The 22,647-nt window shown below is 64.7% G+C and carries 24 protein-coding genes; 8 read left to right on the top strand and 16 right to left on the bottom strand.

Going from position 1 to position 22,647, the window contains the following annotated elements; genetic code table 11:
• Positions 1–25 precede the first annotated feature (25 nt).
• The 5 genes from O3306_RS16620 to O3306_RS16600 form a co-directional block, all read right to left on the bottom strand.
• The gene (locus O3306_RS16620) at positions 26–745 is read right to left on the bottom strand and encodes a transporter substrate-binding domain-containing protein (protein ID WP_272009334.1); all 720 of its coding nucleotides are present in this window, start codon (positions 743–745) and stop codon (positions 26–28) included.
• A 35-nt stretch (positions 746–780) separates the two neighbouring features.
• Complete coding sequence (locus tag O3306_RS16615) at positions 781–1,557, bottom strand: ABC transporter ATP-binding protein (RefSeq protein ID WP_272009333.1); 777 nt, start codon at positions 1,555–1,557, stop codon at positions 781–783.
• A gap of 115 nt (positions 1,558–1,672) precedes the next feature.
• A complete protein-coding gene (locus O3306_RS16610; protein ID WP_272009332.1) occupies positions 1,673–2,434 on the bottom strand; it encodes a phosphate/phosphite/phosphonate ABC transporter substrate-binding protein in 762 nt (253 codons plus the stop codon).
• Positions 2,431–2,868 (bottom strand): tellurite resistance TerB family protein, encoded by a 438-nt coding sequence (locus O3306_RS16605; RefSeq protein WP_272009330.1) that lies wholly within the window; start codon positions 2,866–2,868, stop codon positions 2,431–2,433. The genes O3306_RS16610 and O3306_RS16605 overlap by 4 nt, the downstream gene beginning before the upstream one ends.
• A gap of 39 nt (positions 2,869–2,907) precedes the next feature.
• A complete protein-coding gene (locus tag O3306_RS16600) occupies positions 2,908–3,345 on the bottom strand; it encodes a tellurite resistance TerB family protein (RefSeq protein WP_272009328.1) in 438 nt (145 codons plus the stop codon).
• Positions 3,346–3,540: 195 nt separating this feature from the next.
• Between O3306_RS16600 and O3306_RS16595 the strand changes: the two genes are divergently transcribed.
• Positions 3,541–4,113: a hypothetical protein gene (locus O3306_RS16595; RefSeq protein WP_272009326.1), complete on the top strand. Its 573-nt coding sequence runs from the start codon at positions 3,541–3,543 to the stop codon at positions 4,111–4,113.
• Between the two features lie 52 nt (positions 4,114–4,165).
• Here O3306_RS16595 and O3306_RS16590 read toward each other — a convergent pair whose 3' ends face one another.
• Positions 4,166–5,542 (bottom strand): FAD-binding oxidoreductase, encoded by a 1,377-nt coding sequence (locus tag O3306_RS16590; protein WP_272009325.1) that lies wholly within the window; start codon positions 5,540–5,542, stop codon positions 4,166–4,168.
• A gap of 87 nt (positions 5,543–5,629) precedes the next feature.
• Between O3306_RS16590 and O3306_RS16585 the strand changes: the two genes are divergently transcribed.
• Positions 5,630–7,318 carry a chloride channel protein gene (locus O3306_RS16585; protein WP_272009323.1) on the top strand — a complete coding sequence of 563 codons (1,689 nt, stop codon included), beginning with the start codon at positions 5,630–5,632 and terminating at the stop codon, positions 7,316–7,318.
• A 66-nt stretch (positions 7,319–7,384) separates the two neighbouring features.
• Here O3306_RS16585 and O3306_RS16580 read toward each other — a convergent pair whose 3' ends face one another.
• The 5 genes from O3306_RS16580 to cobS form a co-directional block, all read right to left on the bottom strand.
• Positions 7,385–7,726: a DUF427 domain-containing protein gene (locus tag O3306_RS16580; RefSeq protein WP_272009321.1), complete on the bottom strand. Its 342-nt coding sequence runs from the start codon at positions 7,724–7,726 to the stop codon at positions 7,385–7,387.
• 65 nt (positions 7,727–7,791) lie between these two features.
• A complete protein-coding gene (locus O3306_RS16575; RefSeq protein ID WP_272009319.1) occupies positions 7,792–9,594 on the bottom strand; it encodes an aminopeptidase P family protein in 1,803 nt (600 codons plus the stop codon).
• Between the two features lie 310 nt (positions 9,595–9,904).
• Positions 9,905–10,468, bottom strand: a complete 564-nt coding sequence (locus O3306_RS16570; protein WP_272009317.1) for a VPLPA-CTERM sorting domain-containing protein — start codon at positions 10,466–10,468, stop codon at positions 9,905–9,907.
• Between the two features lie 255 nt (positions 10,469–10,723).
• Entirely contained in the window at positions 10,724–12,601 is a 1,878-nt protein-coding gene (gene cobT, locus O3306_RS16565; protein ID WP_272009315.1) for a cobaltochelatase subunit CobT, read from the bottom strand.
• Between the two features lie 124 nt (positions 12,602–12,725).
• Positions 12,726–13,712 carry a cobaltochelatase subunit CobS gene (gene cobS / locus O3306_RS16560; protein ID WP_272009313.1) on the bottom strand — a complete coding sequence of 329 codons (987 nt, stop codon included), beginning with the start codon at positions 13,710–13,712 and terminating at the stop codon, positions 12,726–12,728.
• Positions 13,713–13,855: 143 nt separating this feature from the next.
• Here cobS and O3306_RS16555 point away from each other — a divergent pair, with 143 nt between their 5' ends.
• The 5 genes from O3306_RS16555 to O3306_RS16535 all read left to right on the top strand — a co-directional run bounded on the left by O3306_RS16555 (position 13,856) and on the right by O3306_RS16535 (position 16,988).
• On the top strand, positions 13,856–14,395 hold the full coding sequence (locus O3306_RS16555) for a sigma-70 family RNA polymerase sigma factor (protein WP_272009311.1): 540 nt from the start codon (positions 13,856–13,858) through the stop codon (positions 14,393–14,395).
• Entirely contained in the window at positions 14,392–15,096 is a 705-nt protein-coding gene (locus O3306_RS16550; protein WP_272009309.1) for an anti-sigma factor, read from the top strand. The genes O3306_RS16555 and O3306_RS16550 overlap by 4 nt, the downstream gene beginning before the upstream one ends.
• Before the next feature lie 165 nt (positions 15,097–15,261).
• Complete coding sequence (locus O3306_RS16545; protein ID WP_272009467.1) at positions 15,262–15,795, top strand: fasciclin domain-containing protein; 534 nt, start codon at positions 15,262–15,264, stop codon at positions 15,793–15,795.
• A gap of 125 nt (positions 15,796–15,920) precedes the next feature.
• Positions 15,921–16,391, top strand: coding sequence for a peptide-methionine (R)-S-oxide reductase MsrB (gene msrB / locus O3306_RS16540; RefSeq protein WP_272009308.1), 471 nt, complete (start codon positions 15,921–15,923; stop codon positions 16,389–16,391).
• 171 nt (positions 16,392–16,562) lie between these two features.
• A complete protein-coding gene (locus O3306_RS16535; RefSeq protein WP_272009306.1) occupies positions 16,563–16,988 on the top strand; it encodes an OsmC family protein in 426 nt (141 codons plus the stop codon).
• A 109-nt stretch (positions 16,989–17,097) separates the two neighbouring features.
• Here O3306_RS16535 and O3306_RS16530 read toward each other — a convergent pair whose 3' ends face one another.
• Positions 17,098–17,721: a DnaJ domain-containing protein gene (locus O3306_RS16530; protein WP_272009304.1), complete on the bottom strand. Its 624-nt coding sequence runs from the start codon at positions 17,719–17,721 to the stop codon at positions 17,098–17,100.
• Positions 17,722–17,907: 186 nt separating this feature from the next.
• Here O3306_RS16530 and O3306_RS16525 point away from each other — a divergent pair, with 186 nt between their 5' ends.
• Complete coding sequence (locus O3306_RS16525) at positions 17,908–18,165, top strand: BolA family protein (protein ID WP_272009302.1); 258 nt, start codon at positions 17,908–17,910, stop codon at positions 18,163–18,165.
• Positions 18,166–18,199: 34 nt separating this feature from the next.
• On the opposite strand, the gene O3306_RS16520 is transcribed toward O3306_RS16525, so the two are convergent.
• From O3306_RS16520 to O3306_RS16505, 4 genes are all read right to left on the bottom strand, one after another.
• Positions 18,200–18,616, bottom strand: a complete 417-nt coding sequence (locus tag O3306_RS16520; RefSeq protein WP_272009300.1) for a hypothetical protein — start codon at positions 18,614–18,616, stop codon at positions 18,200–18,202.
• Positions 18,617–18,699: 83 nt separating this feature from the next.
• Entirely contained in the window at positions 18,700–20,739 is a 2,040-nt protein-coding gene (locus O3306_RS16515) for an ABC transporter ATP-binding protein (RefSeq protein WP_272009298.1), read from the bottom strand.
• A 1-nt stretch (position 20,740) separates the two neighbouring features.
• On the bottom strand, positions 20,741–21,592 hold the full coding sequence (locus O3306_RS16510; RefSeq protein WP_272009296.1) for an ABC transporter permease: 852 nt from the start codon (positions 21,590–21,592) through the stop codon (positions 20,741–20,743).
• A gap of 32 nt (positions 21,593–21,624) precedes the next feature.
• Positions 21,625–22,584, bottom strand: a complete 960-nt coding sequence (locus tag O3306_RS16505; RefSeq protein ID WP_272009294.1) for an ABC transporter permease — start codon at positions 22,582–22,584, stop codon at positions 21,625–21,627.
• Positions 22,585–22,647: the final 63 nt, after the last annotated feature.

Raw genomic sequence — 22,647 nt, 5'->3', positions numbered from 1 at the left:
GCGCAGCGGCCCCCTCCCGTTTATCTTATTCAAAGGTCGAGGACACGTCCCACTTGGTGATCAGTGCATTGAGCGAGCCGTCATCCTTCATCGACTGGATCGCTGCGTCGAACTTGCCGCGCAGCTCGGCATCGGATTCGCGAACGCCCATGCCGACACCGCCACCCAGCGCCACGTCTTCACCGAGGAATACCAGATCGCTGTCTTCGGCTTCGATCGGCACGAGATAGGATTTGTCCGCCAGCACCGCGTCGGCCTCGCCATTGCGCACGGCGGCGATGGTTTCCTCGGGCGTGGCAAATTCGACCAGCGTCGCGCCGCTCTCGGCGATATAGCCGGCCTGGATCGTGCCGGACTGCGCCGCGATGACGCCCGTGGTCACGTCAAGCCCTTCGTCCATGCCGAGATAGGCGGACGGATCGGGCGGCGTGTAGTTCTGGGTGAAGTCGATGACCTCGTCGCGCTCGTCGGTGATCGACATGCCCGCGATGATCGCGTCGTAGTTGCCCGAAACGAGGTTGGGAATGATGCTGTCCCATTCGTTGGTGACCCATTCGCAGGTCAGTTCGGCGCGCTTGCACAGCTCATCGCCCAGTTCGCGCTCGAACCCGTCGATCTCGCCGGAATCGTTGATGAAGTTCCACGGCGCATAGGCGCCTTCAGTGCCCAGGCGGACAGTGTCCGCCGACAGGGCCATGCCCGCTGACAATGCCAGCGCAGCTGTGGAAAGGATCAGTTTTTTCATGAGATTCTCCCTTGGTTTCATGGTCTTGGTTTTTGTCAGTCGGCCGTGGTCGAGCTGAGAAACTGCTGCAGCCGCTCTGATTTCGGTGCGCCGAAGAGGTCCTTGGGCGGGCCTTCTTCTTCGATCAGGCCCTGATGCAGGAACACAACGTGATCCGATACATCTGCGGCCATCTTCATGTCATGGGTCACGATCATCATGGTGCGGCCCTCACTGGCCAGATCCTTGATGACACGCACCACTTCCTGTTCCAGCTCCGGGTCGAGCGCCGATGTCGGCTCGTCAAACAGCAGCGCCTCGGGCTCCATCGCCAGTGCCCGCGCGATCGCGGCGCGCTGTTGCTGGCCGCCCGACAGCTGCGCGGGATAGACATCGCATTTGTCACCGATGCCCACCTTGTCGAGATATTTGCGCGCGGCCTGTTCGACCTCGGCCCGGTCGCGTCCCAGCACCGTCACCGGCGCCTCCATCACGTTTTGCAGGATCGTCAGATGTGCCCAGAGATTGAATTGCTGGAACACCATGCTGAGATTGGTGCGGATGCGCAGCACCTGCTTGGGGTCGCTGGGATGCCGGCCCAGCCCCTTGCCGCGCCACGTGACCGGCTCGCCCTTGAAGATGATATCGCCCTGCTGACTGTCTTCCAGCAGATTGGCACAGCGCAGGATCGTTGATTTTCCCGACCCTGATGATCCGATCAGGGAAACCACATCACCACGATGGGCAGTGATGTCGACACCCTTGATCACTTCCAGGGCTTCGTAGGCCTTGTGCAGGTTTCTGATCTCGATAACTGGTGTGGCGTCGGTCAAGGTGTCTCCCAGCCGTCTTGGCGCGGCGTCAGATTGACAATAGGGCGGAAAAATCGGCGCGATGCAACTTGCAAAACGCGACAGGACCGTCCGAAACGTCCGAATTGCCGCAGGGTCAGTCCAAAACGGAAGTCTCGGGCCCCGGTGACGGCGGGTTTTCCACGCGCAGATAATCGCCTGCCGGGATACGCACGAGACCGGTCAGCGCCAAAGCCGCGCGATGTGGCGCGGGCAGGGCGGCGATGGCGGCGGTGATGGCGTCGGCCAGCGCGTCCGCATCGCGCCCCAGTGCGGTGATGTAGGGCAGGATCGGGGTGGGTGGCGTGCGGGTGATCTCCTTCAGCCCGGCCGCAAAGGGATCGTGCCGGGTGATCAGCAGCCATGTCAGCGCGTCGATGGCCGCCACATCGGCCCGACCTTCGGCCACGGCGCGCGCCGACAGGGTATGCCCGCCGGACCGCACCGGGTTGGCAAAGCGGAACCCCTGTGCCGCGGCATAATTCTGCGGTGCGGCCCAGCCCGATTGCGACAGCGCGTCGTTGAACGCAAAGCGCGCCGTGGCAAACTCCTTGGCGGTGCTGCGCGTGTCGTCGGCGCGGGCGATGATCACCGAATTGTAATGCCCCGGCGGACAGCCGGGCAGGGTATGCACCGGCGATCCGACCAGCTTCACCTGTCCGTGCAGCCGCGTGCGGTAGGGATAGCCGCAGGTCTGCGACAGGATCAGGTCGGGGCTCTGCCAATGCGCCCAAGGATCGCCTCCGCGCGTCAGGGCCTCCGGGGTCGGCCCGGGCAGGCGCGCGCGAATCCCGGCCCAGAGCGCGTCATTGGCCGCGCGCGTCTCGGCGCGGTCATACATGGGCAGGCTGGCGATCACTCTGCCGCGACCCGTTTGCGCGCCAGTGCGCTGTCAAGATCGCTGATCCCGAGGAAACGGGAGACCATCCGCAAAAGCGCGTCTTCGTCGGCATCGCGCGTACCATCGGCCAGCGCGACCTTCCACAAGGCCTCGATCACCGCCACGCGTTCCTCGTAGGCCACTGCGTCCTTGATGGCGCGGGTGAAACGCACGGTGTCAGGGGCGTCGGCCTCGATCGCCTCGGCCTCGGCGCGCAAAGCGCAGGCGCCGGCGGTGTCCAGGCCGTAGCGTGCCGCCAGTATCCGGTCGATGCGCGCGATTTCATCGGCCGCATAGTCGCCATCGGTGCGCGCAAGACGCACCAGCAGCGCTGACAGCGCCAGCCGCGCATCGGTCTGATCAAGTGGGTCGGTTTGCGGGGCCGTCAGGCGCTTGAAAAAATCTGCAATCATGACGCAGATATAGGCCGGGCAGGCGGGCGCGCCAAATGCTTAATTCGCCACGACCCGATTTCGGACCTCGGCGCAATCGGCCTCGCTCAGGCCCAGCGCCTCGCGGAGTTGGGCAACCACGTCCAGTTCTGCATCGTTGCTTTCGCCGTCCGCCAGCATCACCTGCCAGAGCGCCTCATGCGCCTCCAGCCTGGCCTCGACACTGACAGTCTCGCGGATCAGCAGCGCGAATTTCCCGGTGCCCGGTGCGGCCGCTTCGATCTTTTCGCAGGTGGCGCGCATCTTGGCCGCCTCGACCGGGTTCAGCCCGTTCATCTGCGCCAGCAGCCGGTCAATCAGGCTGATTTCCTCTACCCGGTAATCGCGGTCGGACTTGGCCACGCGCACCATCAAAGCCCCCAGTGCCAGCCGGGCATCGGGTTCTGGTAGCGGGTCGGGCTCGTGGCCCTTGAAGAGGTTCAGGATACGGGTGAGCATTCCACCGTTTCTATCTGTGTCCGGGCGCTGGGCCAAGCAATTTCGACACTGCTGGCGAAACGTCGCGAAGGCGCCACATTTGTTCCCAAAAATCTACACGGTGATGCACCATTGAGCGCCCTGTCGCCACAGGTGTGACCAAAAGTAATGATTACCGGATGCGGCGCTATTGCGCGGCCCAAGGAGAGATACGCGATGTATGCATGGAACCGGCGGGACTGGGCGCGGCTGGATCAGGCCGCGCATCTTGAGATGGCCCGCACGGCCCCTGCCGAGAAGCTGGGCGATCTCGCGCGCCACTATGACTGGGATCTGTTCCCCGAACCGGTGCTGGGCTGGATCATGTCGCAGAAGGGCATCGACCTGGCCAGCGCGATCGCCGCGTTTTTCAACGGCACGCCGGAACGGTTCAACCACCTGCACAAGCGCGACGTGCCAGAGACGTTCCAGCCCGCGGCGCGGACGCTGGACAATATCTGTCTGCGCGTGAATTGCGGGTTCTACACCACTCTGCCGGCTCTGCCCGATGTCGATACACCGCGCCTGGTGCAATGGATGGCCAGCCAGCAGGCCGACCGTAAGCGCGGGGTCTGCGGGCGTTGGGTGCTGGACGAAAACATCATCGCGCCGTTGCTGGATGGCGCGCCCAGTGCATTGGTCGACTCGGCAGCGTCGGGTCCGCGCATCGCGCGGCGGCGCGGGATGCCACGCTGGCTGGCGTCGGGGCTGCGTGCTGCGACCCGCCTGACGCCGAACTCACGAGACTAGCCACCCGCCAGATCAACCACTGCCAGAGCGGTCGGCCCTGATGCGCCCCGCGCTAGTTGCGCGGCGGCACCAGCTTGCCGGGGTTCATGATTCCCAGCGGATCCAGCGCCGTCTTGACCGCGCCCATCACCGCCCAGGCGTCGCCGTGCTCGGCCCTCATATAGGCCAGCTTGCCAACCCCGATCCCATGTTCGCCGGTGGCCGTTCCGCCCAAGCCCAAAGCGCGCTCAACCATTCGCCCGGACGCCGCCATGGCGGCATCGGCCTCGGCGGAACTTTCCGGATCAATCAGCAGGATGGCGTGAAAATTGCCATCCCCCACATGGCCCAGAATCGGGCCCTGCACGCCGCTCGCCTCCAGATCGCGGGCGGTTTCGTCTATGGCCTGCGCCAGCTTGGAGATCGGCACGCAGATATCGGTGACGATCGCCCTTGCGCCGGGGCGTGCGGCCAAAATCGCGTAATAGGCATTGTGCCGCATCGTCCAGAGCGCGGTGCGGTCCTCGGATTTTGTCGCCTGCTCAAAGCCCGATCCGCCATGCATCTTCGCAATCTCGCCAAAGGTTTCAGAGCATTCCGCAACCCCGCTGTCCGAGCCGTGAAACTCCAGCAACAGATGCGGCTTTTCCGGCAGATGCATCCCGGAATAGGCGTTCACCGCCCGCACCGAGGCCACATCCATCAGCTCGATCCGCGCCATGGGCAGGCCCATCTGGATGGTATCCATCACCGCGCTGACCGCGCCGCTGACCGTGTCGAAGGCACAGACCGCGGCCGAGATCGCCTCGGGCTGACCATGCAGGCGCAAGGTCAGTTCGGTGATCAGGCCCAGCGTGCCCTCGGCCCCCACGAAAAGCCCCGTCAGGTCATAGCCGGACGCCGATTTGCGCGCCCGCGTGCCGGTGCGGATGATGCGGCCCTCCGAGGTGACGACCTCAAGCCCCATCACGTTGTCCCGCATCGTGCCGTAGCGCACGGTGGTGGTGCCGCTCGCGCGGGTCGAGGCCATGCCCCCAAGCGACGCATTGGCACCGGGATCCACCGGAAAGAACAGGCCGGTGGCGCGCAGCGCGTTGTTCAGCGCCTCGCGGGTCAGACCGGGCTGCACCCGCACATCCATGTCATCGGCGTTCAGCGCCACGATTCGGTCCATGCGGCTGAAATCCACGCAGATGCCTCCCTGAAACGCCTGCGCCTGCCCCTCCAGAGAGGTACCGGTGCCCCAGCCGATCACCGGCACGCGGTGCCGCGCGCAGGTCTGCACGATCTGCGCCACCTCTTCGGTGCTTTCGGGATAGGTGACAGCATCGGGCGGGGCGAGGGGAAAATGCGACTCTGACCGGCCATGCAATTCCAGATCAGACTTGGACCGAACGCAACGTTCGCCTAGTAAGGTCCGAAGTGTGGCAATCGCCTCGTTTACGCCCATGCATAGCCCTCCTGCGCCAGAGTGGTAGACTAGAGCATGCGGCGTGATCGCGAAAGGCCGCGTCACGGACCCGGATACGAAGGCTGTATGCCAGAACCAGAGACGCCCCAACTGTCACGATATGCCACCGCCCTGGCTGCGGCGTTGCGCAAGGCCTGGCACGTGATGCTGTCGCGCGGGCCGAGCCAGTTCCAGTTCTGGCTGATCGCGTTGATCATCGGGATCGCGGCGGGTTTTGCCGCGCTGTTTTTCCGCAAGGGGATCAACTGGTTGCAGATGATCACCTATGGCGATGACAGCACGGCGTTGCTGCACGGCTATACCACTTTGCTGCCATGGTACTGGATGCTGATCGTGCCGATCTGCGGCGGGCTGGCGGTGGGCCTCATCCTGCACAATTTCACCCCCGACGGGCGCGTGCGGGCCGTTGCCGATGTGATCGAGGGCGCGGCGATGAACGATGGCCGGGTCGAAAAGCGCGCGGGGCTGGCCTCGGCCGCTGCATCGCTGATCACGCTGGGCACGGGGGGCTCTTCCGGGCGCGAGGGGCCGGTGGTGCACCTGGCGGCGGTGATCTCCAGCTGGGTCAGCGACCGCATCCACGCGAATGGCATAAACGGGCGCGACCTGCTGGGCTGTGCCGTTGCGGCCGCTGTTTCGGCCAGTTTCAATGCGCCCATTGCCGGCGCGCTCTTTGCACTCGAAGTGGTGCTGCGGCATTTCGCCGTGCACGCCTTCGCGCCGATCGTGATCGCCTCTGTCGCGGGCACGGTGATCAACCGGCTCGAATTTGGCGACATCACCGAATTCACCCTGCCTGTGTCCACCGCCCTGGAGTTCTACCAGGAACTGCCCGCCTTCCTGTTGCTGGGGCTGGTTTGCGGCGGCGTGGCCACGGTTCTGATGTACGCGGTGTTCTTTACCGAGGATATCGGCGACGAGATGCAGCGCGCCGTCGGTCTGCCACGCTGGCTGCGCCCGGCAATCGCGGGCGGGATTCTGGGCACGTTGGCGATCTGGTTCCCGCATATCATCGGCGTCGGCTACGAGACGACAAGCGCGGCACTGACCGGCCAGCTTGTGCTGCACGAGGCCATTGTCTTCGCGGTGCTCAAGGTGGCGGCGGTGTCCATCACCTTTGGCGGGCGGATGGGGGGCGGCATATTTTCGCCCTCGCTGATGCTCGGGGCACTCACCGGGCTGGCCTTCGGCCTGATTGCCACGGCGGTCTTTCCCGAAGTGTCAGGCTCGCACACCCTCTATGCGCTGGCCGGGATGGGGGCGGTTGCGGCGGCGGTGCTGGGCGCGCCGATCTCCACCACGCTCATCGTATTCGAGATGACCGGCGACTGGCAAACCGGCCTTGCCGTGATGGTCGCGGTGTCGATGTCCACCGCGCTGGCCAGCCGGCTGGTGGATCGCTCTTTCTTTCTCACCCAGCTGGAGCGGCGCGGCATCCGTCTGGCAGCAGGCCCGCAGGCCTATCTGCTGTCGATGAGCCGGGTTGCCACGCTGATGCGCAGCCCCGACGATGCGCGTGCCGCATCGCCTGACGCCTGCTGGGAGATGATCGAGGACGGCATCTATATCGACGGCAACGCCACGCTGGAGGCCGCCATGCCGATCTTTGATCGCAGCGGTGTCTTGTTCATTCCGGTGGTCACGCTGTCGGCAGGCGGCGCGCCGCCGGAACTTTTGGGCGCGCTCTTTCACGTAGATGCGCTCAAGGCGTTCAACAGTGCCTTGTCCGCGGTCAGCCAGGAAGAGCATAGCTGAGGCCGCGCGGGCCGGGCCGTCACGCCCCCTGACCGCCAAGGCGAACGCCTGATGCGTTGGCCGATCTCAGACCCGTTCGACCGTCACCGTATCACTGGGGTGAAACGCCAGATGGCCCTTGATGGCCGCCGCCACGGGGTTCGGGTCGTCAAAGCTCCAGGCGGCATTTTCCAGCGTCTTGCTCTTGGTGACGATATGATAGTAGCTGGCCTGCCCCTTGTGCGGGCATTTGGTGGTCTGCTCACTGTTGTCGAGAAAGGCCATGGCGATATCGCTGCGCGGGAAATAGATCACCGGCGGGTGGCTGCCCTCGGTCAGTTCCAGCCCGTTGGCGGTCTCGGCCAGAACGGCGCCGCCCGCGCGAACAGTCCATGTTCCCAATGCTTTACGAATCTTGATATGCCCCATGAGGTCCCCTGTTCTTGAATCAGCCGCATCCTAATCGGCAAACCGCCCTGCGCGCCAGTGGAATGTCACAATGGGCGGGTTGCCGATTTCAGCCAATGCGCCACGTCACCTTCGACCAATGGGCCGATCCGCTCGGCGCAAAGCTCGTGATAATCATCAAGCCAGTCACGCTCTTCGCCGCTCAGCCGGTCCACGTCGATCAGGCGGCGGTCGATTGGCACGTAATTGAGCGTCTCGAAACACAGCTTGCCGTCGATATCGCCGCCCTCCAGCCGTTCAGCCTGCGTGACCACCAGAATATTCTCGATCCGGATCCCGAAAGCGCCCGCGCGGTAGTATCCCGGTTCATTCGACACGATCATCCCCGGCTCCAGCGGCACTTCGCTGATGCGGCTGATCCGCTGCGGCCCTTCATGGACGCACAGATACACACCAATCCCGTGGCCGGTGCCGTGGGCATAATCCTGATCCGCCAACCACAGCGGATAGCGCGCAATCGCATCCAGATCACGCCCCGCCAAGCCCGCAGGCCAGCGCAGGCGGCTGATCGCGATCATGCCTTGCAGGACACGGGTAAAGGCGGCGCGCTCGTCTGCGCCGGGGTCGCCGATGGGCACGGTGCGGGTAATGTCGGTGGTGCCGTCCAGATATTGCCCGCCGCTGTCCAGCACCAGCAGATCGCCATCCTCAAGCGTGCGGTTCGATGCCTCCGAGACGCGGTAATGCGCCAGCGCCCCGTTGGGGCCGCTGCCCGCAATCGTGTCGAAGCTGATATCAAGCAGCGCACCGGTCGCGCGCCGACACTCTTCCAGTTGGGTCACCACGTCGATTTCGGTCACCGTGCCCGGCGCTTGGGCGTCAAGCCATGCCAGCGCCTCGCAGACTGCGGCGGCATCACGCAGATGCGCGGCGCGGGTGGCGTCCAGCTGTGCCGCGTTCTTGCGCGCCTTGGGCAATGTGCAGGGCTCGGCGCCGTATTCATGCGCAACCCCGGACTCGCTCAGCAGGTTGACGATAGCCATGGGCACGCTGGATTTGTCCAGCCGCACGGGTCCGGTCAACTGCGCCAGTGCTGCGGGCAGGTCGGTGTCGGGCAGGGCGGTGACGCCGCCGCTGCGGCAGCCCTCCGGCAGCGCGCCCAGCTTGGCGGCGTTCACGAATAGCTGCGTGCGCCCGTCATCGTGCAGGATGGCAAAGGCGTGGGCCACCGGATTGCGCGGGATGTCCGCGCCGCGAATGTTCAGCAGCCAAGCGATGCTGTCGGGCAGCGTCAGCACCGCCGCGCGTGCCCCATCGGCGCGCAGCGCCTCGGCCAGACGGGCGCGCTTGGCCGCGCTCGTCTCTCCGGCGAGGTCATCGGGATAGGCGCTGATCGCCCCCATCGGCGGGCCGGGGCGGTCGGTCCAGATCGCATCGACAAGGTTGGCCGACGCGCTCAGAACGATGCCGCTGCCAGCCAGCGCCTCGGTCAGCGAATCGATCTCCGACGGCGTGTGCAGCCAAGTGTCGTATCCCACGCGCCCGCCCTCGGGCAGCGCGTCTTTCAGCCAGTCCGCCAGCTTGGTCTCGGGCCAGTCTACCGGCTGATAGGCCGTGTCGTCGGTCTGGACACGCACCTGTTCGCGGTAACGCCCATCGACAAAGACACCCGCGCGCGCAGCCGTGATGGCGGCAAACCCGGCCGACCCGGTAAAGCCGGTGAGCCATGCCAGCCGCTCGTCGCCGGGCGCGACATATTCGCCCTGATGCACATCGGCCCGAGGCACGAGATAGCCATCGAGCCCGGCGGCAGCCATCGCCTCGCGCAACGCAGCAAGGCGTGCGGGGCCGTGTTCGGGATTGGCTTTGTCCTGGAACGTCTGGAACATGAAGCGGGGCCTTTTGGTGGATTCCGATTGTCGCAGTTTTCGCGCACACGCGCGGAAATGACCAGCCCTCGCCATCAACCCGTTCGATCAGGGCGCGACAGGCTGTGCTGGCGGCAGGACGCGGCCAGAGGAGATCGGGTATTTTGAGTTTTTGGCGCGTCGCACCCTGTTCAGGGCGATGATCCCGCATCAACCACTAAATAGCGGCGCTCAATTGAGCGGGGGGATAACCCGAGTCGCTGTTAAACAGCACCGCCTGCAAACCGCGTGTTGCGCACGCAGTTTGCAGGTATTCAGTTCAGTCTGCGTCTCAGGTCTTGCGGCGCCGCTTGACGAACCCGAGCATGCCCAGACCGCCCAGCAGAAGTGGCAGGCCAGCAGGCAACGGCACGGGGGTGGCGGGGGCGGTTTCAAACCTCACCCAGTCGAAATCCCAATCCCGTTCGCCACCCAGCGCCAGCCGGATATCAACGTAGTTCGTGGCGTTGAAAGTTTTGCCAAGAAGGGAGGTGCCGGAGGCAAGCGAGGTACCACCTGAATGAATCGTATCACCGATAACAACCGGGTGCGCGGTGGTGCCCGTCGCGATTCCGTCAATTCGGGTCTCGAAATATGTCCCTCCGGGAGCAAAGTTGTAGAAATCCAGCGTGACAGACCCCACCGCATTCGAATTGAAAAGGACATATGGCGCAGTCTGGCCCTCACGCCCAGGTACCAACATCGCATAGTTGAGCGCGTTGGTGCTGTTCGGTGTCCAGCCAAAGCTGTTGCCCTGCGGATCACCGGTGATCGTCGCTGCCGAAGCCGCACCCGTCATCGAGACGGCCAGTATCGCGCCGACGACCAATGCCTTGAATCTTGTTAGGTATCCCATTGTATTCATCCCCAATTTTTACCGACTCTCCGGAAAATATTCGGCCAGAGTCGGCTGAATCGTCACGCGGGGGCAACGTCTTGGCAATGCCTGAATTGGAAACAATCTGTTTCGTTCTGCGCAAATTGTTTCGCCCGGCGTATCGTCCGCAGACAAGCAGCGCCAAATATTTTGATATCCGACCAGATTTGCAGGATTTGCGCGCCCCCTTTGCCGGGGGCCGTGGGGCCGGGATCGCGCGGCGGATCAGCGTGTTCAGCCGACCCGGCGCATCCCCATCACCCGCGCCCGGGCGCGCGGATCGCTGTCAAACAGCGCCGCCAGTTGTTCGGTCATCGCGCCGGCCAACTGATCCACATCCGTGATCGTCACGGCGCGGTCATAATAGCGGGTCACGTCATGGCCGATGCCGATGGCCAGCAGTTCCACCGCCCGGCGCTTTTCGACCATCGCGATCACGTCGCGCAGGTGCTTTTCGAGGTAGTTGGCCGGGTTCACGCTCAGCGTGCTGTCATCTACCGGGGCACCGTCGCTGATCACCATCAGGATCTTGCGAACTTCGCGCCGCGCCGTGATCCGCCGGTGCGCCCATTCCAGCGCCTCGCCGTCGATATTTTCCTTCAGCAGCCCTTCCTTCATCATCAGGCCGAGGTTCTGCCGGGTCCGCCGCATCGGGCTGTCGGCGGATTTGTAGATGATGTGGCGCAGATCATTCAGGCGGCCGGGCAGTTGCGGGCGGCCCTCGGCCAGCCATGCCTCGCGACTCTGCCCGCCTTTCCAGGCCCGCGTGGTAAAGCCGAGGATCTCGACCTTGACGCTGCACCGCTCCAGCGTGCGCGCCAACACGTCGGCACAGATCGCCGCGATGCTGATCGGGCGGCCCCGCATCGAGCCGGAATTGTCCAGCAAGAGCGTCACGACCGTATCGCGGAACTCGGTATCCTTTTCCACCTTGAAGCTGAGCGGCGTCGTCGGGCTGGCCACCACGCGCGCCAAGCGCCCGGCATCCAGAATACCCTCTTCGCGGTCAAACTCCCACGACCGGTTCTGCTGTGCCTGAAGGCGGCGTTGCAGCTTGTTGGCAAGCCGGCTCACCGCGCCCTTGAGCGGTTCCAGCTGCTGGTCGAGATAGGCGCGCAGGCGTTCCAGCTCGACCGGCTCGGCCAGATCCTCGGCGTTGATCTCTTCGTCAAAATCGGTGGAGTAGACCAGATAATCGGGGTCCGCGTCAGAAACCGGCTGCGGCGCGGGCGGCTCCAGCGGGGCCTCGCCGTCGGGCATGTCGGTTTCCTCGCCCATGTCCTCGTCGGCCATGTCGTCCATGCTGACCTGCGCCTGCGACGCGTCCTGCTGTTCTTCCTGCGACTGTTCGGGATCGGCGTCGGCGTCTTCGCTTTCGCTGTCGTCCTGGCCGCTGCTGTCAGGCTCTTCCTGCTCTTCGGCGTTTTCCTCGGCCTCGTCGTCCTGATCGTCGTCCTGCGCGTCGGGGTCATCGCCCAGCTGGTCGCCATAGCCCAGGTCTTCGATAATCTGGCGGGCGAACTTGGCGAATTGCGTCTGGTCGGCCAGCGTATCCTGCAGGTTCTCCAGCGTGCCACCGGCCTCCGCCTCGATGAAGCCGCGCCAAAGATCCATGACGTTCTGCGCGCCCTCGGGCATGTCGCGGCCAGTGGCAAGGTGACGAATCAGGTAGCCCGCAGCAGTGGCCAGCGGCGCATTGGCGGCATCGGTGATCTGATCGAACCCCAGGCGCTGCGCCTCGGCGGCGATCTTGCTGTCGATGTTGCTGGCTGTGCCGGGCATGGTACGTGCGCCTACGGCTTCGCAGCGTGCGGTCTCCATCGCCTCGTAGATGTCGCGCGCCATGTCGCCGGGTGGGGCGTAGCGCGCGTGGGTGGCCGCATTGTGATACTTGTGCTTCAGCGCCAGCGCGTCGGCAGTGCCGCGCGCATGCAGCACTTCCTCGCGGGTCATCCGGCGGCTGACTTGCGGCAGACGCATCGCGTCGCCCGACACGCCAGCGGGGTCCATCGAGTAGGTGATCGACAGCTCGGCATCATTCGCCATGACCTTGGTGGCCTCGGCGAGGGCCTTCTTGAACGGATCGGCTGGGTTGTCGGATGGTTTGCTCATGGGCGCAGCTTTTCAAGCTCGTGTTTGGACAAAACTAGGGACAATTCCCTCCGAATGCCAGTGCGCCGCGCCGCCGCCCTTGCGGGCGGACTTCGCGAGGACGCCCGACAGGGCGGAGGAACCGCTACCGAATGCTCATGCTCGCAGCGCTCTCGGGCAGTTCCTCGTCAAAGCAACGCTGGTAGAACTCGGCTACGGTCTGGCGCTCCAGCTCGTCGCATTTGTTCAGGAATGTCAGGCGGAACGCGTAGCCCACATCGCGGAAAATCGTGGTGTTCTGCGCCCAGGCGATCACCGTCCGGGGGCTCATCACCGTGGACAGCTCGCCATTCATGAACGCGGTACGCGACAGATCTGCGACCGTGACCATCTGGCTGATCGTCTTGCGGCCCTTCTCGGTGTTGAACACCGGGTTCTTGGACAGCACGATGTTCACTTCCGCGTCATGGCTCAGATAGTTCAGCGTCGCCACCAGGCTCCAGCGGTCCATCTGGCCCTGGTTGATCTGCTGGGTGCCGTGATAGAGGCCCGTCGTGTCGCCGAGGCCGACGGTGTTGGCCGTGGCAAACAGGCGGAAAAACGGGTTCGGCGTGATCACTTCGTTCTGGTCCAGGAGCGTCAGCTTGCCGTCTGCCTCCAGCACCCGCTGGATCACGAACATCACGTCAGCGCGGCCCGCGTCATATTCGTCAAAGACGATTGCCGTCGGGTTGCGCAGCGCCCAGGGCAGGATGCCTTCGTGGAATTCGGTGACCTGAACGCCGTCGCGCAGCTTGATCGCGTCCTTGCCGATCAGGTCGATCCGGCTGATGTGGCTGTCGAGGTTGACGCGCACGCAAGGCCAGTTGAGCCGCGCCGCAACCTGCTCGATATGGGTCGATTTGCCGGTGCCGTGATAGCCCTGGATCATCACCCGGCGGTTATGGGCAAAGCCCGCCAGAATCGCCAGCGTCGTGTCGGGGTCGAACTTGTAGGTGGAATCGAGGTCGGGCACACGGTCGGTGCGCGTCGCAAACCCCTTGATATTCATGTCGGAGTCGATGCCGAAAACCTCGCGCACCGAAATCTCCTCGGTGGGCTTTGCGTTCATGTCAATGCTACCGTCGGCCATATGCGGGGTCCTTTGTCGGTCGTTTTGTGTCGTCGTTCCTCGTGCAACATATTGCAACCAAGGGCAAGGGAAAGCCAAAGATTTGCTGGCCTTTGCCGCAGGCCGCCCTAACTCTGTCAGAACCCTGCGAAAGAGCCGCCCGCGTGACACCCGACGCCATAGAAGAGCAGATTGCCCGCACCGCCACCGGCGACCGTGCGGCCTTTGGCGTGCTTTATTCCGCCACATCGGCGAAACTTTTCGGCGTGGCGCTGCGTGTGTTGAATGACCGCTCCGAGGCCGAAGAGGTGCTGCAGGAGGTCTATGTCAAGGTTTGGCACAATGCCGATCGCTACCGCGCCAATGGTCTCAGTCCGATGACCTGGCTGATCACGATCGCACGCAACAGCGCGATCGACCGGCTGCGCAAGCGCCGCGAAGGTCAGGCAGGGCTGGATGCCGCCGAGGCCGTGGCCGATGCCGCACCGGGGCCAGAGGCGCTGGTGGTGCAAGGCTCTGAGCGAGAGAAACTCGTCGGGTGTTTTGCGGAACTGGAGGAAGGCCGCGCTGCCGCCGTGCGGCGGGCCTATCTGCAAGGCGAAAGCTACGCAGAGCTTGCGGCGGCGTTTGACGTGCCGCTGAACACGATGCGAACCTGGCTGCGCCGCAGCCTGCTGAAACTGAAGGAGTGTCTGACGCGATGACCGACGGCCGGCAGCCATATGACGAGGATGACCGTATCCTCGCGGGGGAATATGCCCTCGGGTTGCTGACGCCCGAGGAAGCCACCCGTTTCGAGGCGCGTCTGGTGCAAGAGCCCGAATTGCGCGCGCTCTACGCCGCCTGGGCCGAGGATTTTGTCGGCATGACCGATGGCATCGCCGAAGTGACGCCGCCGCCGAACCTGCTGTCGCGAATCGAAGCCCGGATTTTCGGCGCCGCAGCGAAGCCTTCCCTGATGCAGCGGCTGGGTCTGGGCTGGGTCAGCGGCAGTCTGGCAGCAGCGGCGGTGGCCGTCGTGATCGGGCTCAATGCCGGACTTTTCGACACCGGACCGAGCGCGCCCGCCGATCCCGCCTATGTGGCGCAGATCGCGGCCGAGGATGGCAGCCTGATCGTGCAGGCGGCCTATGATGCGGATAACGGTGAGCTTTATCTCAGGCGCGATGTCGGCGGCGCGGCTTCGGGCCGCGCGCTGGAGCTGTGGCTGATCGCGGGCGACAATGCGCCTGTATCGCTGGGCGTGCTGCCCGAGACACAGGCTGGCAGCCTTACGATCCCCGAAGGATTGCGCGCGCAACTGGCTGGCGGCGTTCTGGCCATTTCCGATGAACCACCGGGCGGCTCGCCCACCGGTGTGGCCACCGGCGCGGTTCTGGCCATCGGTCCTGTCAGCCCGACCTGATCGCCACGAAAACTTTTTTCGCCGGTCTGAAACTTTCTCCTGCGCCGCGCCGTGTCTCCTGTCGCAAACCGGGCAATACCGCCCGGACCGTAGAGGAGAAATACCATGACACTTGCACGTTTTCTGGGCACCACCGCTGCGATCTGCCTTGGCGCCACGTCGCTGATGGCCGGAAACACCAACACCAATACCGACACCCAACAGATCGCCACCAGTAACCCGATGGTGGGCGGTGCCGCGATGTTCGCCGACAAGAACATCGTCGAGAACGCGGTCAACTCGGCGGATCACACCACGCTCGTTGCCGCCGTCAAGGCCGCCGGTCTGGTCGAAACCCTGTCGGGTGAGGGGCCGTTCACCGTATTCGCTCCCACGAACGACGCTTTCGCCGCACTGCCCGAGGGCACGGTCGAAACTCTGCTGAAGCCCGAGAACAAGGACCAGTTGACCAAGATCCTGACCTGTCACGTGGTCGGCGCCGATGCCATGGCGATGGCCATCAAGGGCATGATCGACGATGATGGCGGCAGCCATGTCGTGCCGACGCTGGGCGGCTGCATGCTCGATGCCACCTATGACGGTGACACGATCACCCTGACGGACGAGCAAGACCGCATGATCCACGTGACCATCGCGGATGTGAAACAGTCCAACGGCGTCATTCACGTCGTCGACGGCGTCATCCTGCCCGGGATGTAAACCCTCCGGCGAATCCGGTCAGGTAACAATTGTCACCTGATCGTGCGGGCCCGTGCCTTGTGATGCGGGCCCGCCACCACCAGATTGAATGGACCGCGCTGCCCGTACGAAGAGGAGAGAAAGACATGCAGAGACGTCATTTCATAGCGACCGTGCTGGCCGCCGGATCCGTCACCGCGCTGGCGCACCCCTCGATGGGGGCAGGCGATTTCGAGATCACCCGCACAGAGGCCGAATGGCGCGCCCGGCTGAACGATATCCAATATGCCGTGATGCGCGAAGAGGCGACCGAACGCGCTGGCAGCTCGCCATTGGACAAACAATACGCAGACGGCACCTATCATTGCCGGGGCTGTGATCTGGCGCTGTATCCTTCCTCCACGAAATACGACAGTGGCACTGGCTGGCCCAGCTTCTACAAAGCCTTGCCCAATGCCATCGGCACCAAGGCCGACCGCAGCTTCTTTGCGGTTCGCACCGAATGCCATTGCCGCCGCTGCGGCAGCCACCTCGGCCACATCTTTGATGACGGGCCCGCGCCCACGGGCAAACGGCACTGTCTCAACGGTGTCAGCCTGATCTTCAAACCGGCATAGCGCATGGCGGGCAGGGGGTGGTTCCGGCTGCTCCAGCCCGGCCTGCGCCCGTGGCTCACGAAAAACCTTCCGATCTCGTGGAACCTTTTCCGATGACGTGGCGTTAACGCTGCGTAAGCCCGCAGAAGCGGGATATTTCCGGTAAATTGACGATTTAGGAGGAGCCACTGAGTGGAACGTAGCGCATCGCCCAAAAAGCAAGACGATCTGAAGGACGGCAAAGGAACCAGCAGCACCCAGAGCGGCGTGCTGAAGGACAACGCCAACGGTCTTGATAAGCGGTTCAAGGACATATCCAGCGCCACTCCCGAGGGGCTCATGGGCGCGGCCTATGCAGGCGCCTACGCAATGACGATGTCGAAGCTTCTGGCCGAGAAGGGCCTGACCGCCAAGCAGATTGATGCCAAGGCGCAGGTTACGTTGGACGAGGCCGTTGGCGGTTTGGCCGTGACCCACGTGCATCTGGTTGTGACAGCGCGCGTCCCTGGGATCAGCGATGCGGATTTCCAGCAGGTCGCCGAGACCACCAGGAAAAACACCCCCATATCGAAAACCTCGAATGCAGAGATCACGCTGGATGCCAAGCTGGCATCCTGATTGCTTCTGAAATCGTTGGATAGTTGTTTCAGAGCGGGCCGGTCGGCCCGCTCTTTTACGTTTGGATAACGCCAAGGGCGCGGGGTGCGCGCGCGCCCCGTTGCCAATTCTACTTGAAGTTCCGGCTCTGCTTGATCTGCTCCCAGGCCCACACGACCTGTTGTAGCTGCTCTTCCTGGCTGCGGTCGCCGCCGTTGATGTCCGGGTGCAGCACCTTGATCAGCGATTTGTAGGACTTGCGGATATCGGCCTTGGACCAATTGTCCTCGGCCTCCAGAATCTCGATTGCCTGGCGTTCGGTCGGCGGCAGGCGGCGCTGGCCCGAGCGGGATTTGCCGGGGTTGCGCGTGGCGTTGCCGCCCAGCACCTGATGCGGGTCCTCGATGCCCAGCCGGGCCCAGGCGCGCGCCTCGGGATCGCCCATCGGCTTGGTCTCGCGTTCCCACACCTTGTCCTTGGACAATTGGGCATTCATCTCGGCCTCGGTGGTGCCGTCAAAGAAATTCCACTTCAGGTTGTACTCTCGCACATGCTGCTGGCAGAACCAGTAATAGTCATCCAGCACATCCGGCGCCTTGGGCGCGCGGTACTTGCCGGCCTCCTGACAGCCCTCGTGTTCGCACAAGCGCGTTGATGTCTCTGATGCGCCCGACATCCCCCGGCGTCCACGCGGGTTCTTCTTCTTGGCGGATGAAACGGACATATCGAAGCCAAATGGATCGGATTTGGTCATCGGGCACCTCTTTTCGTAACGGAGCGGTAAGTCTAATGTATTTTTCGGCCTTACTGAAACAGAGAAAACCAAAAACACGGTTGCGAACCAATCTCTCCTGCAGATTTCCTGCAGGTTCGAGATTCAGATTTCAAGCAGGGCACCTTAGGCTATTGGTCAGTGAAGAGAAGGGGTGGAGTGGAAAAAATGAACAGATCGGCGGAAATTCGTGAGGCGCTGCTCGCAGCGTTTCAGGCAGAGCATCTGGAAGTCATCGACGAAAGTGAGTCGCATCGCGGTCATGCGGGCTATCCCGAAGGCGGGCAGTCGCATTTTCGGGTGCGGATGCGTGCGCCGGAACTGAGCGGCAAGAGCCGGATCGCGCAGCACCGCGCGGTGCATGCGGCCATCGGTCCCACCCTGATGGGGCAGATCCACGCGCTGGCGCTCGAAGTCAGCGGCTGAAAGCAGCGGCGCGGCGTGGCCGCCTTGGCGGTCGCTACGGCTTGCGCGGCGCGTCGTCGGGCTCATGGCCGGGATCGGCTTCCGGTGCCGGGTCGGTTTCGGCAGGCTCCGGCATGTCGCGGCTCGGCGGTTCAGCGACAGGCGCCGTTTCGGGCGCGACCGGCGCTGGCGCTTCGGCAACGGCCTGCGCCTCGGCGATCACCATCTCGGCCGCATCCTCGACCGGACGGCGGAACACCATAACGGTGCGGTAAACCGTCTGGCTGGAGGTCAGCCCCTGCCGTTCAATGTTGGGCAGGATGTCCGAACGCAAATATTCCCAGCCCGCGCTGGCCTGTTCGTTCAGAAACAGCTCTACCGCGTTGGCGTGGCGCGCTTCGGCGGTTTTCCGGCCCGGTGCCTTGACGCCTTTGGCGGGCGGGGTAAGCACCTTGTATTCATAGCGGGTCATGGCAATGGTCCAGTGGTCAAAGTGGATCGTCGAGGCAACCTAAACGCCTGCGCAGCGGGGGGAAAGCCGGAATTGCCCGCATGTCACGATGCGGTCCCGCCCGGTGCCATGTCTGCCTCAAGCGCTTCGGCGGGCAGATGGCAATAGATCACATGCCCGTCCGGCCCGCTGCGCGGCGGCGGCACTTCGGTGTCGCAGACCGCCCCCATATGACGCGGGCACCGGCGCTGGAACGGACAGCCCGTGGCGGGCGGCGCAAGGTCGGCAGCATCATTGGTCAGCAGGCGCGGCGCGGCATCGGGATCGGGCTCCAGCACCGCGCCCAGCAGCACCTCGGTATAGGGATGCGACGGACGGCCATAGACTGCGGCGGTCGGCCCGATCTCGCACAGCCGCCCCTGGTAGAGGACGGCAACCCGGTCCGCCAGCGCATGCACGACGGCCAGATCGTGACTGACAAAGACATAGGTGGCCGCCGCCGCCGCCTTCAAATCGTTCAGCAGTTCCAGCACCGCCGCCTGCACCGACACATCCAGCGCCGATGTCACCTCGTCGCACAGAACGATATCGGGATCGGCGGCAAAGGCGCGGGCGATGGCGACGCGCTGTTTCTCGCCCCCCGACAATTGCCTTGGCAGCCGGTCAAGGTAATGCGCGCCCAGCCGCACCTGTTCCAGCAGCGCCTCTTGCCGGGCCCTCAAGGCGGGGCCCCCCAACCCGTGATAGAGCTTCAGCGGCTGCGCCAGTATCTGAGCCACGCTGTGACGCGGGTTGAGGCTGTCATCGGGGTTCTGAAATATCAGCTGAACCCGGCGCAACTGGGCCGGGCGGCGCGCGGCGACCAGCGGCGGCAGCGGGGTGTTGCCATCCAGCGCGATGGTGCCGGCCAGCGGCGCCAGAAGCCCGGCAATCGCCTTGAGGATCGTTGACTTGCCGCTGCCGCTTTCGCCCACAAGACCCAGCGTCTCGCCGCGCGCGATCTGCGTGGTGATTCCCTGCACCGTCGCCACGGGCGGCGCCGCACCGGTCAGCTTGTCCCAGAAACCGGGCCGCGCATAGCAGACGGCCAGATCTTCCAGCGCCAGCGCCGGGGGGCCGTCGCGTACCGTGTGGACGGGGGCCGCGCCAGTCCCGCCGAGGGGCAGGGCGGCCACGCGCTCGTGATGCAGGCAGCGCGCCTGCATTCCGCGCGCCGCGGTCTGCATCGCAACCGGCGCGGCGCGGCATTCATCGCTTGCCAGCGCACAGCGCGGCGCAAAGGCACAGCCCGTGCGCCCCTCGCCGGGCGCTGGCGGGCGGCCCTCCAGCGCCACCGGCAGATGCGTGTCGGCCAGCTTCGGGATCGAGGCCAGAAGCCCGCGCGCATAGGGATGCACGGGCGCGCGCAGCACGTCGCGCGTGCCGCCCTCCAGCACCACTTCTCCCGCATACATCACCATCACCCGGTCGCAGGTGCGCGCGATCACTCCCAGATCGTGACTGACATAGAGCATCGCCATGTGCCGCGCCTGCGCCAGATCGCGCAGCAGGTCCAGGATATGCGCCTGTGTCGTCACATCCAGCCCGGTCGTCGGCTCGTCCAGCAGCAACGCATCGGGATCGCCCGCCAGCGCCATGGCAATCGCCACCCGCTGTTGCTGCCCGCCGGACAGCTCATGAGCATAACGCCGGTAGATCGCCTCGGGGTCGGGCAGGCGCACCTGTTCCAGCAATTCCAGCGCGCGCGCGCGGTGATCGGCGCGGGGCAGGGGGCTGTGCAGGCGCAGCGCCTCGGCCATCTGCTTGCCGATGCGGATCGTCGGCGTCAGGGACTGCCCGGCATTCTGAGGCACGAGGCCCAACTGCCCGCCGCGGATCGCCTCCAGCCCGGTGCGGCGCTGGTCGAACATGTCGTGCCCGTCAAAGCGCACCGTCCCATTCAACAGCCGCAGCCCGGATTTGAGGTATCCCATCGCGGCCAGCGCCAGCGTGCTCTTGCCTGATCCGGATTCGCCCACCAGCCCGACGCTCTGGCCGCGTGCGACGCTCAGATCGACATCGTGCAGCACCGGCAGCGTGCGCCCCGAAAGCCCGGTAAAGCCGACGCTGAGGCCCTTGATCTGGATAAGAGGTGACGCGCCCATCTCAGATCACCGCCTTGCGCGCGCGGTCGATCCCCAGCGATTTGGCCAGCGCATCCGCCGCCAGATTGATGCCGACGATCAGCGAACTGAGCGCAATGACCGGCCCCAGTACGCCCCACAGCGCCAGGCTCATGTAGATCCGCCCATCCGCGATCATCAGCCCCCAATCCGGCGTCGGCGGCGCGACGCCGAAGCCCAGGAACGAGAGCGACGAGAAGGCCAGCAGCATCCAGGACCAGCGCATCGCGCCCTCGACCATCAGCGTATCGCGCACATTGGGCAGCAACTCGACCGCGATGATCGTCATGGCACCATGCCCGCGCGCCCGCGCGGCGGCGACGAAATCGCGCGCGATCACCTCATGCGTGGCGGCCCGCGCCACCCGGATGATCGGTATGCCAAAAAGAAAGCCCAGCGTCGGCACAAGCACCGCGTTGCTGGTGCCGAAGGTCATCACCAGCACCAGCAGGATCAGGATGCCCGGCAGCGACAGGAACGCATCGACAATGCGCATCATCGCCTCGTCGATCCGCCCGCCCGCCAGCCCCAGCGCCAGCCCGGTGAACCCACCCCAGAGCATCGCCAGCGGCGTGGCAAGGCCGGTCACGATCAGCGCTTCGCGCCCGCCCAGCATCACCCTTGACGCGATATCGCGGCCCAGGTGATCGGTCCCCATCCAATGCGCCATGCTTGGCGTTTCCAGCATTTCGCCAGAGCTCATCGCGCCGGTGTCATAGGGCACGAGCCACGGTCCCAGCGCTGCCAGCAGGATGTGAAACCCCACCAGCGACAGCCCCACCGCACCCGACGGGCGCGCCGCCACGTCGCGCAACACGCACCAGAGCCGCTGCATGCGGCCACTGCTCCGGGCCTGCGCCACGCCGCTCATCTCCGCCTCATATGGTAGGTGCGCAGCCGCGGGTTCAGCAGCATCGTCAGGATGTCCGCTGTCAGGTTCACCCCCACATAGGTGACGGCCACGATCAGCGTGATCGCCTGCACCACCGGCAGATCGCGGTCGGAAATGGCGTCGATCATCATCCGCCCCATGCCGGGATAGTTGAACACCACCTCGATCACCACCACCCCGCCCAGCAGCCACGCCACCGTCAGCGCCACCACGTTGATCGCGGGCAGCAGCGCGCTGGGCAATGCGTGGCGGAACACCACCTGCCAGTAGGGCACGCCCTTGAGCGTGGCCATCTGCACGAAATCGCTCGCCATCACCTCGATCACCGAGGACCGCACCATGCGCAGGATATGCGCCGTCATCACCATCGACAGCACGATGATCGGCAGGATGATCTCGGGGAAAAATGCCGAGATCGGATAATCCGCCGGCGCCACCACGATGCCCGGTATCCAGCGCAGCCAGACCGAGAAGATCAGGATCAGCACCGTGGCCGAGACGAATTCGGGGATGGTCATCGCCAGAATGGCCGATGTGGACAGGATCAGATCCACGGGCCGGTCGCGCCATAGCCCGGTGATCACCCCCAGCAGGATCGCCAGCGGCACCCCCACGGCCAGCGCGCAGGCCGCCAGCAGGGCCGAGTTCTTCAGCCGGTCGGTGACCAGCGTCGCGATGCGTTCCGTCCCGCCCGCCGACATGCCGAAATCACCCCGCACGGCGCCGCCCGCCCATTCGAAATAGCGTGTGAACGCCGACCGATCGAGCCCCAGGTCGACGCGGCATTTCTCCAGCAGCGCGCCTTGCGCCTCGCGTTCAAGGAAGGCGGTGCAGGCATCGCCGGGCAATGCCTCGACCCCCGCAAAGATCAGCAGCGAGACGATCACCACGGTGATGGCCCCCAATACGAGGCGGCGCAGCAGGAGCGTCAGCATGGCAGTCGCATGGCGGAGCGCGTCACTTCCTTGGTCAGCACGTGTTCACGTCGGCAACCCTGC

Origin of the sequence: Roseovarius sp. ZX-A-9 (genome assembly GCF_028369135.1) — a bacterium.
Classification (GTDB): Bacteria; Pseudomonadota; Alphaproteobacteria; order Rhodobacterales; family Rhodobacteraceae; genus Roseovarius.
This window is presented reverse-complemented; position numbering and strand designations above follow the sequence as displayed.

What these genes read in the sequence shown, in the direction of transcription:
- O3306_RS16505 (WP_272009294.1), bottom strand. Translation starts at nt 22,584, where the DNA reads ATGCTGACGCTCCTGCTGCGCCGCCTCGTATTGGGGGCCATCACCGTG.
- O3306_RS16515 (WP_272009298.1), bottom strand. Translation starts at nt 20,739, where the DNA reads ATGGGCGCGTCACCTCTTATCCAGATCAAGGGCCTCAGCGTCGGCTTT.
- cobT (WP_272009315.1), bottom strand. Translation starts at nt 12,601, where the DNA reads ATGAGCAAACCATCCGACAACCCAGCCGATCCGTTCAAGAAGGCCCTC.
- O3306_RS16590 (WP_272009325.1), bottom strand. Translation starts at nt 5,542, where the DNA reads ATGGGCGTAAACGAGGCGATTGCCACACTTCGGACCTTACTAGGCGAA.
- O3306_RS16550 (WP_272009309.1), top strand. Translation starts at nt 14,392, where the DNA reads ATGACCGACGGCCGGCAGCCATATGACGAGGATGACCGTATCCTCGCG.
- O3306_RS16530 (WP_272009304.1), bottom strand. Translation starts at nt 17,721, where the DNA reads ATGACCAAATCCGATCCATTTGGCTTCGATATGTCCGTTTCATCCGCC.
- O3306_RS16585 (WP_272009323.1), top strand. Translation starts at nt 5,630, where the DNA reads ATGCCAGAACCAGAGACGCCCCAACTGTCACGATATGCCACCGCCCTG.
- O3306_RS16580 (WP_272009321.1), bottom strand. Translation starts at nt 7,726, where the DNA reads ATGGGGCATATCAAGATTCGTAAAGCATTGGGAACATGGACTGTTCGC.
- O3306_RS16510 (WP_272009296.1), bottom strand. Translation starts at nt 21,592, where the DNA reads ATGCAGCGGCTCTGGTGCGTGTTGCGCGACGTGGCGGCGCGCCCGTCG.
- O3306_RS16570 (WP_272009317.1), bottom strand. Translation starts at nt 10,468, where the DNA reads ATGGGATACCTAACAAGATTCAAGGCATTGGTCGTCGGCGCGATACTG.
- O3306_RS16620 (WP_272009334.1), bottom strand. Translation starts at nt 745, where the DNA reads ATGAAAAAACTGATCCTTTCCACAGCTGCGCTGGCATTGTCAGCGGGC.
- O3306_RS16545 (WP_272009467.1), top strand. Translation starts at nt 15,262, where the DNA reads ATGGCCGGAAACACCAACACCAATACCGACACCCAACAGATCGCCACC.
- O3306_RS16595 (WP_272009326.1), top strand. Translation starts at nt 3,541, where the DNA reads ATGTATGCATGGAACCGGCGGGACTGGGCGCGGCTGGATCAGGCCGCG.
- msrB (WP_272009308.1), top strand. Translation starts at nt 15,921, where the DNA reads ATGCAGAGACGTCATTTCATAGCGACCGTGCTGGCCGCCGGATCCGTC.
- cobS (WP_272009313.1), bottom strand. Translation starts at nt 13,712, where the DNA reads ATGGCCGACGGTAGCATTGACATGAACGCAAAGCCCACCGAGGAGATT.
- O3306_RS16575 (WP_272009319.1), bottom strand. Translation starts at nt 9,594, where the DNA reads ATGTTCCAGACGTTCCAGGACAAAGCCAATCCCGAACACGGCCCCGCA.
- O3306_RS16600 (WP_272009328.1), bottom strand. Translation starts at nt 3,345, where the DNA reads ATGCTCACCCGTATCCTGAACCTCTTCAAGGGCCACGAGCCCGACCCG.
- O3306_RS16520 (WP_272009300.1), bottom strand. Translation starts at nt 18,616, where the DNA reads ATGACCCGCTATGAATACAAGGTGCTTACCCCGCCCGCCAAAGGCGTC.
- O3306_RS16605 (WP_272009330.1), bottom strand. Translation starts at nt 2,868, where the DNA reads ATGATTGCAGATTTTTTCAAGCGCCTGACGGCCCCGCAAACCGACCCA.
- O3306_RS16525 (WP_272009302.1), top strand. Translation starts at nt 17,908, where the DNA reads ATGAACAGATCGGCGGAAATTCGTGAGGCGCTGCTCGCAGCGTTTCAG.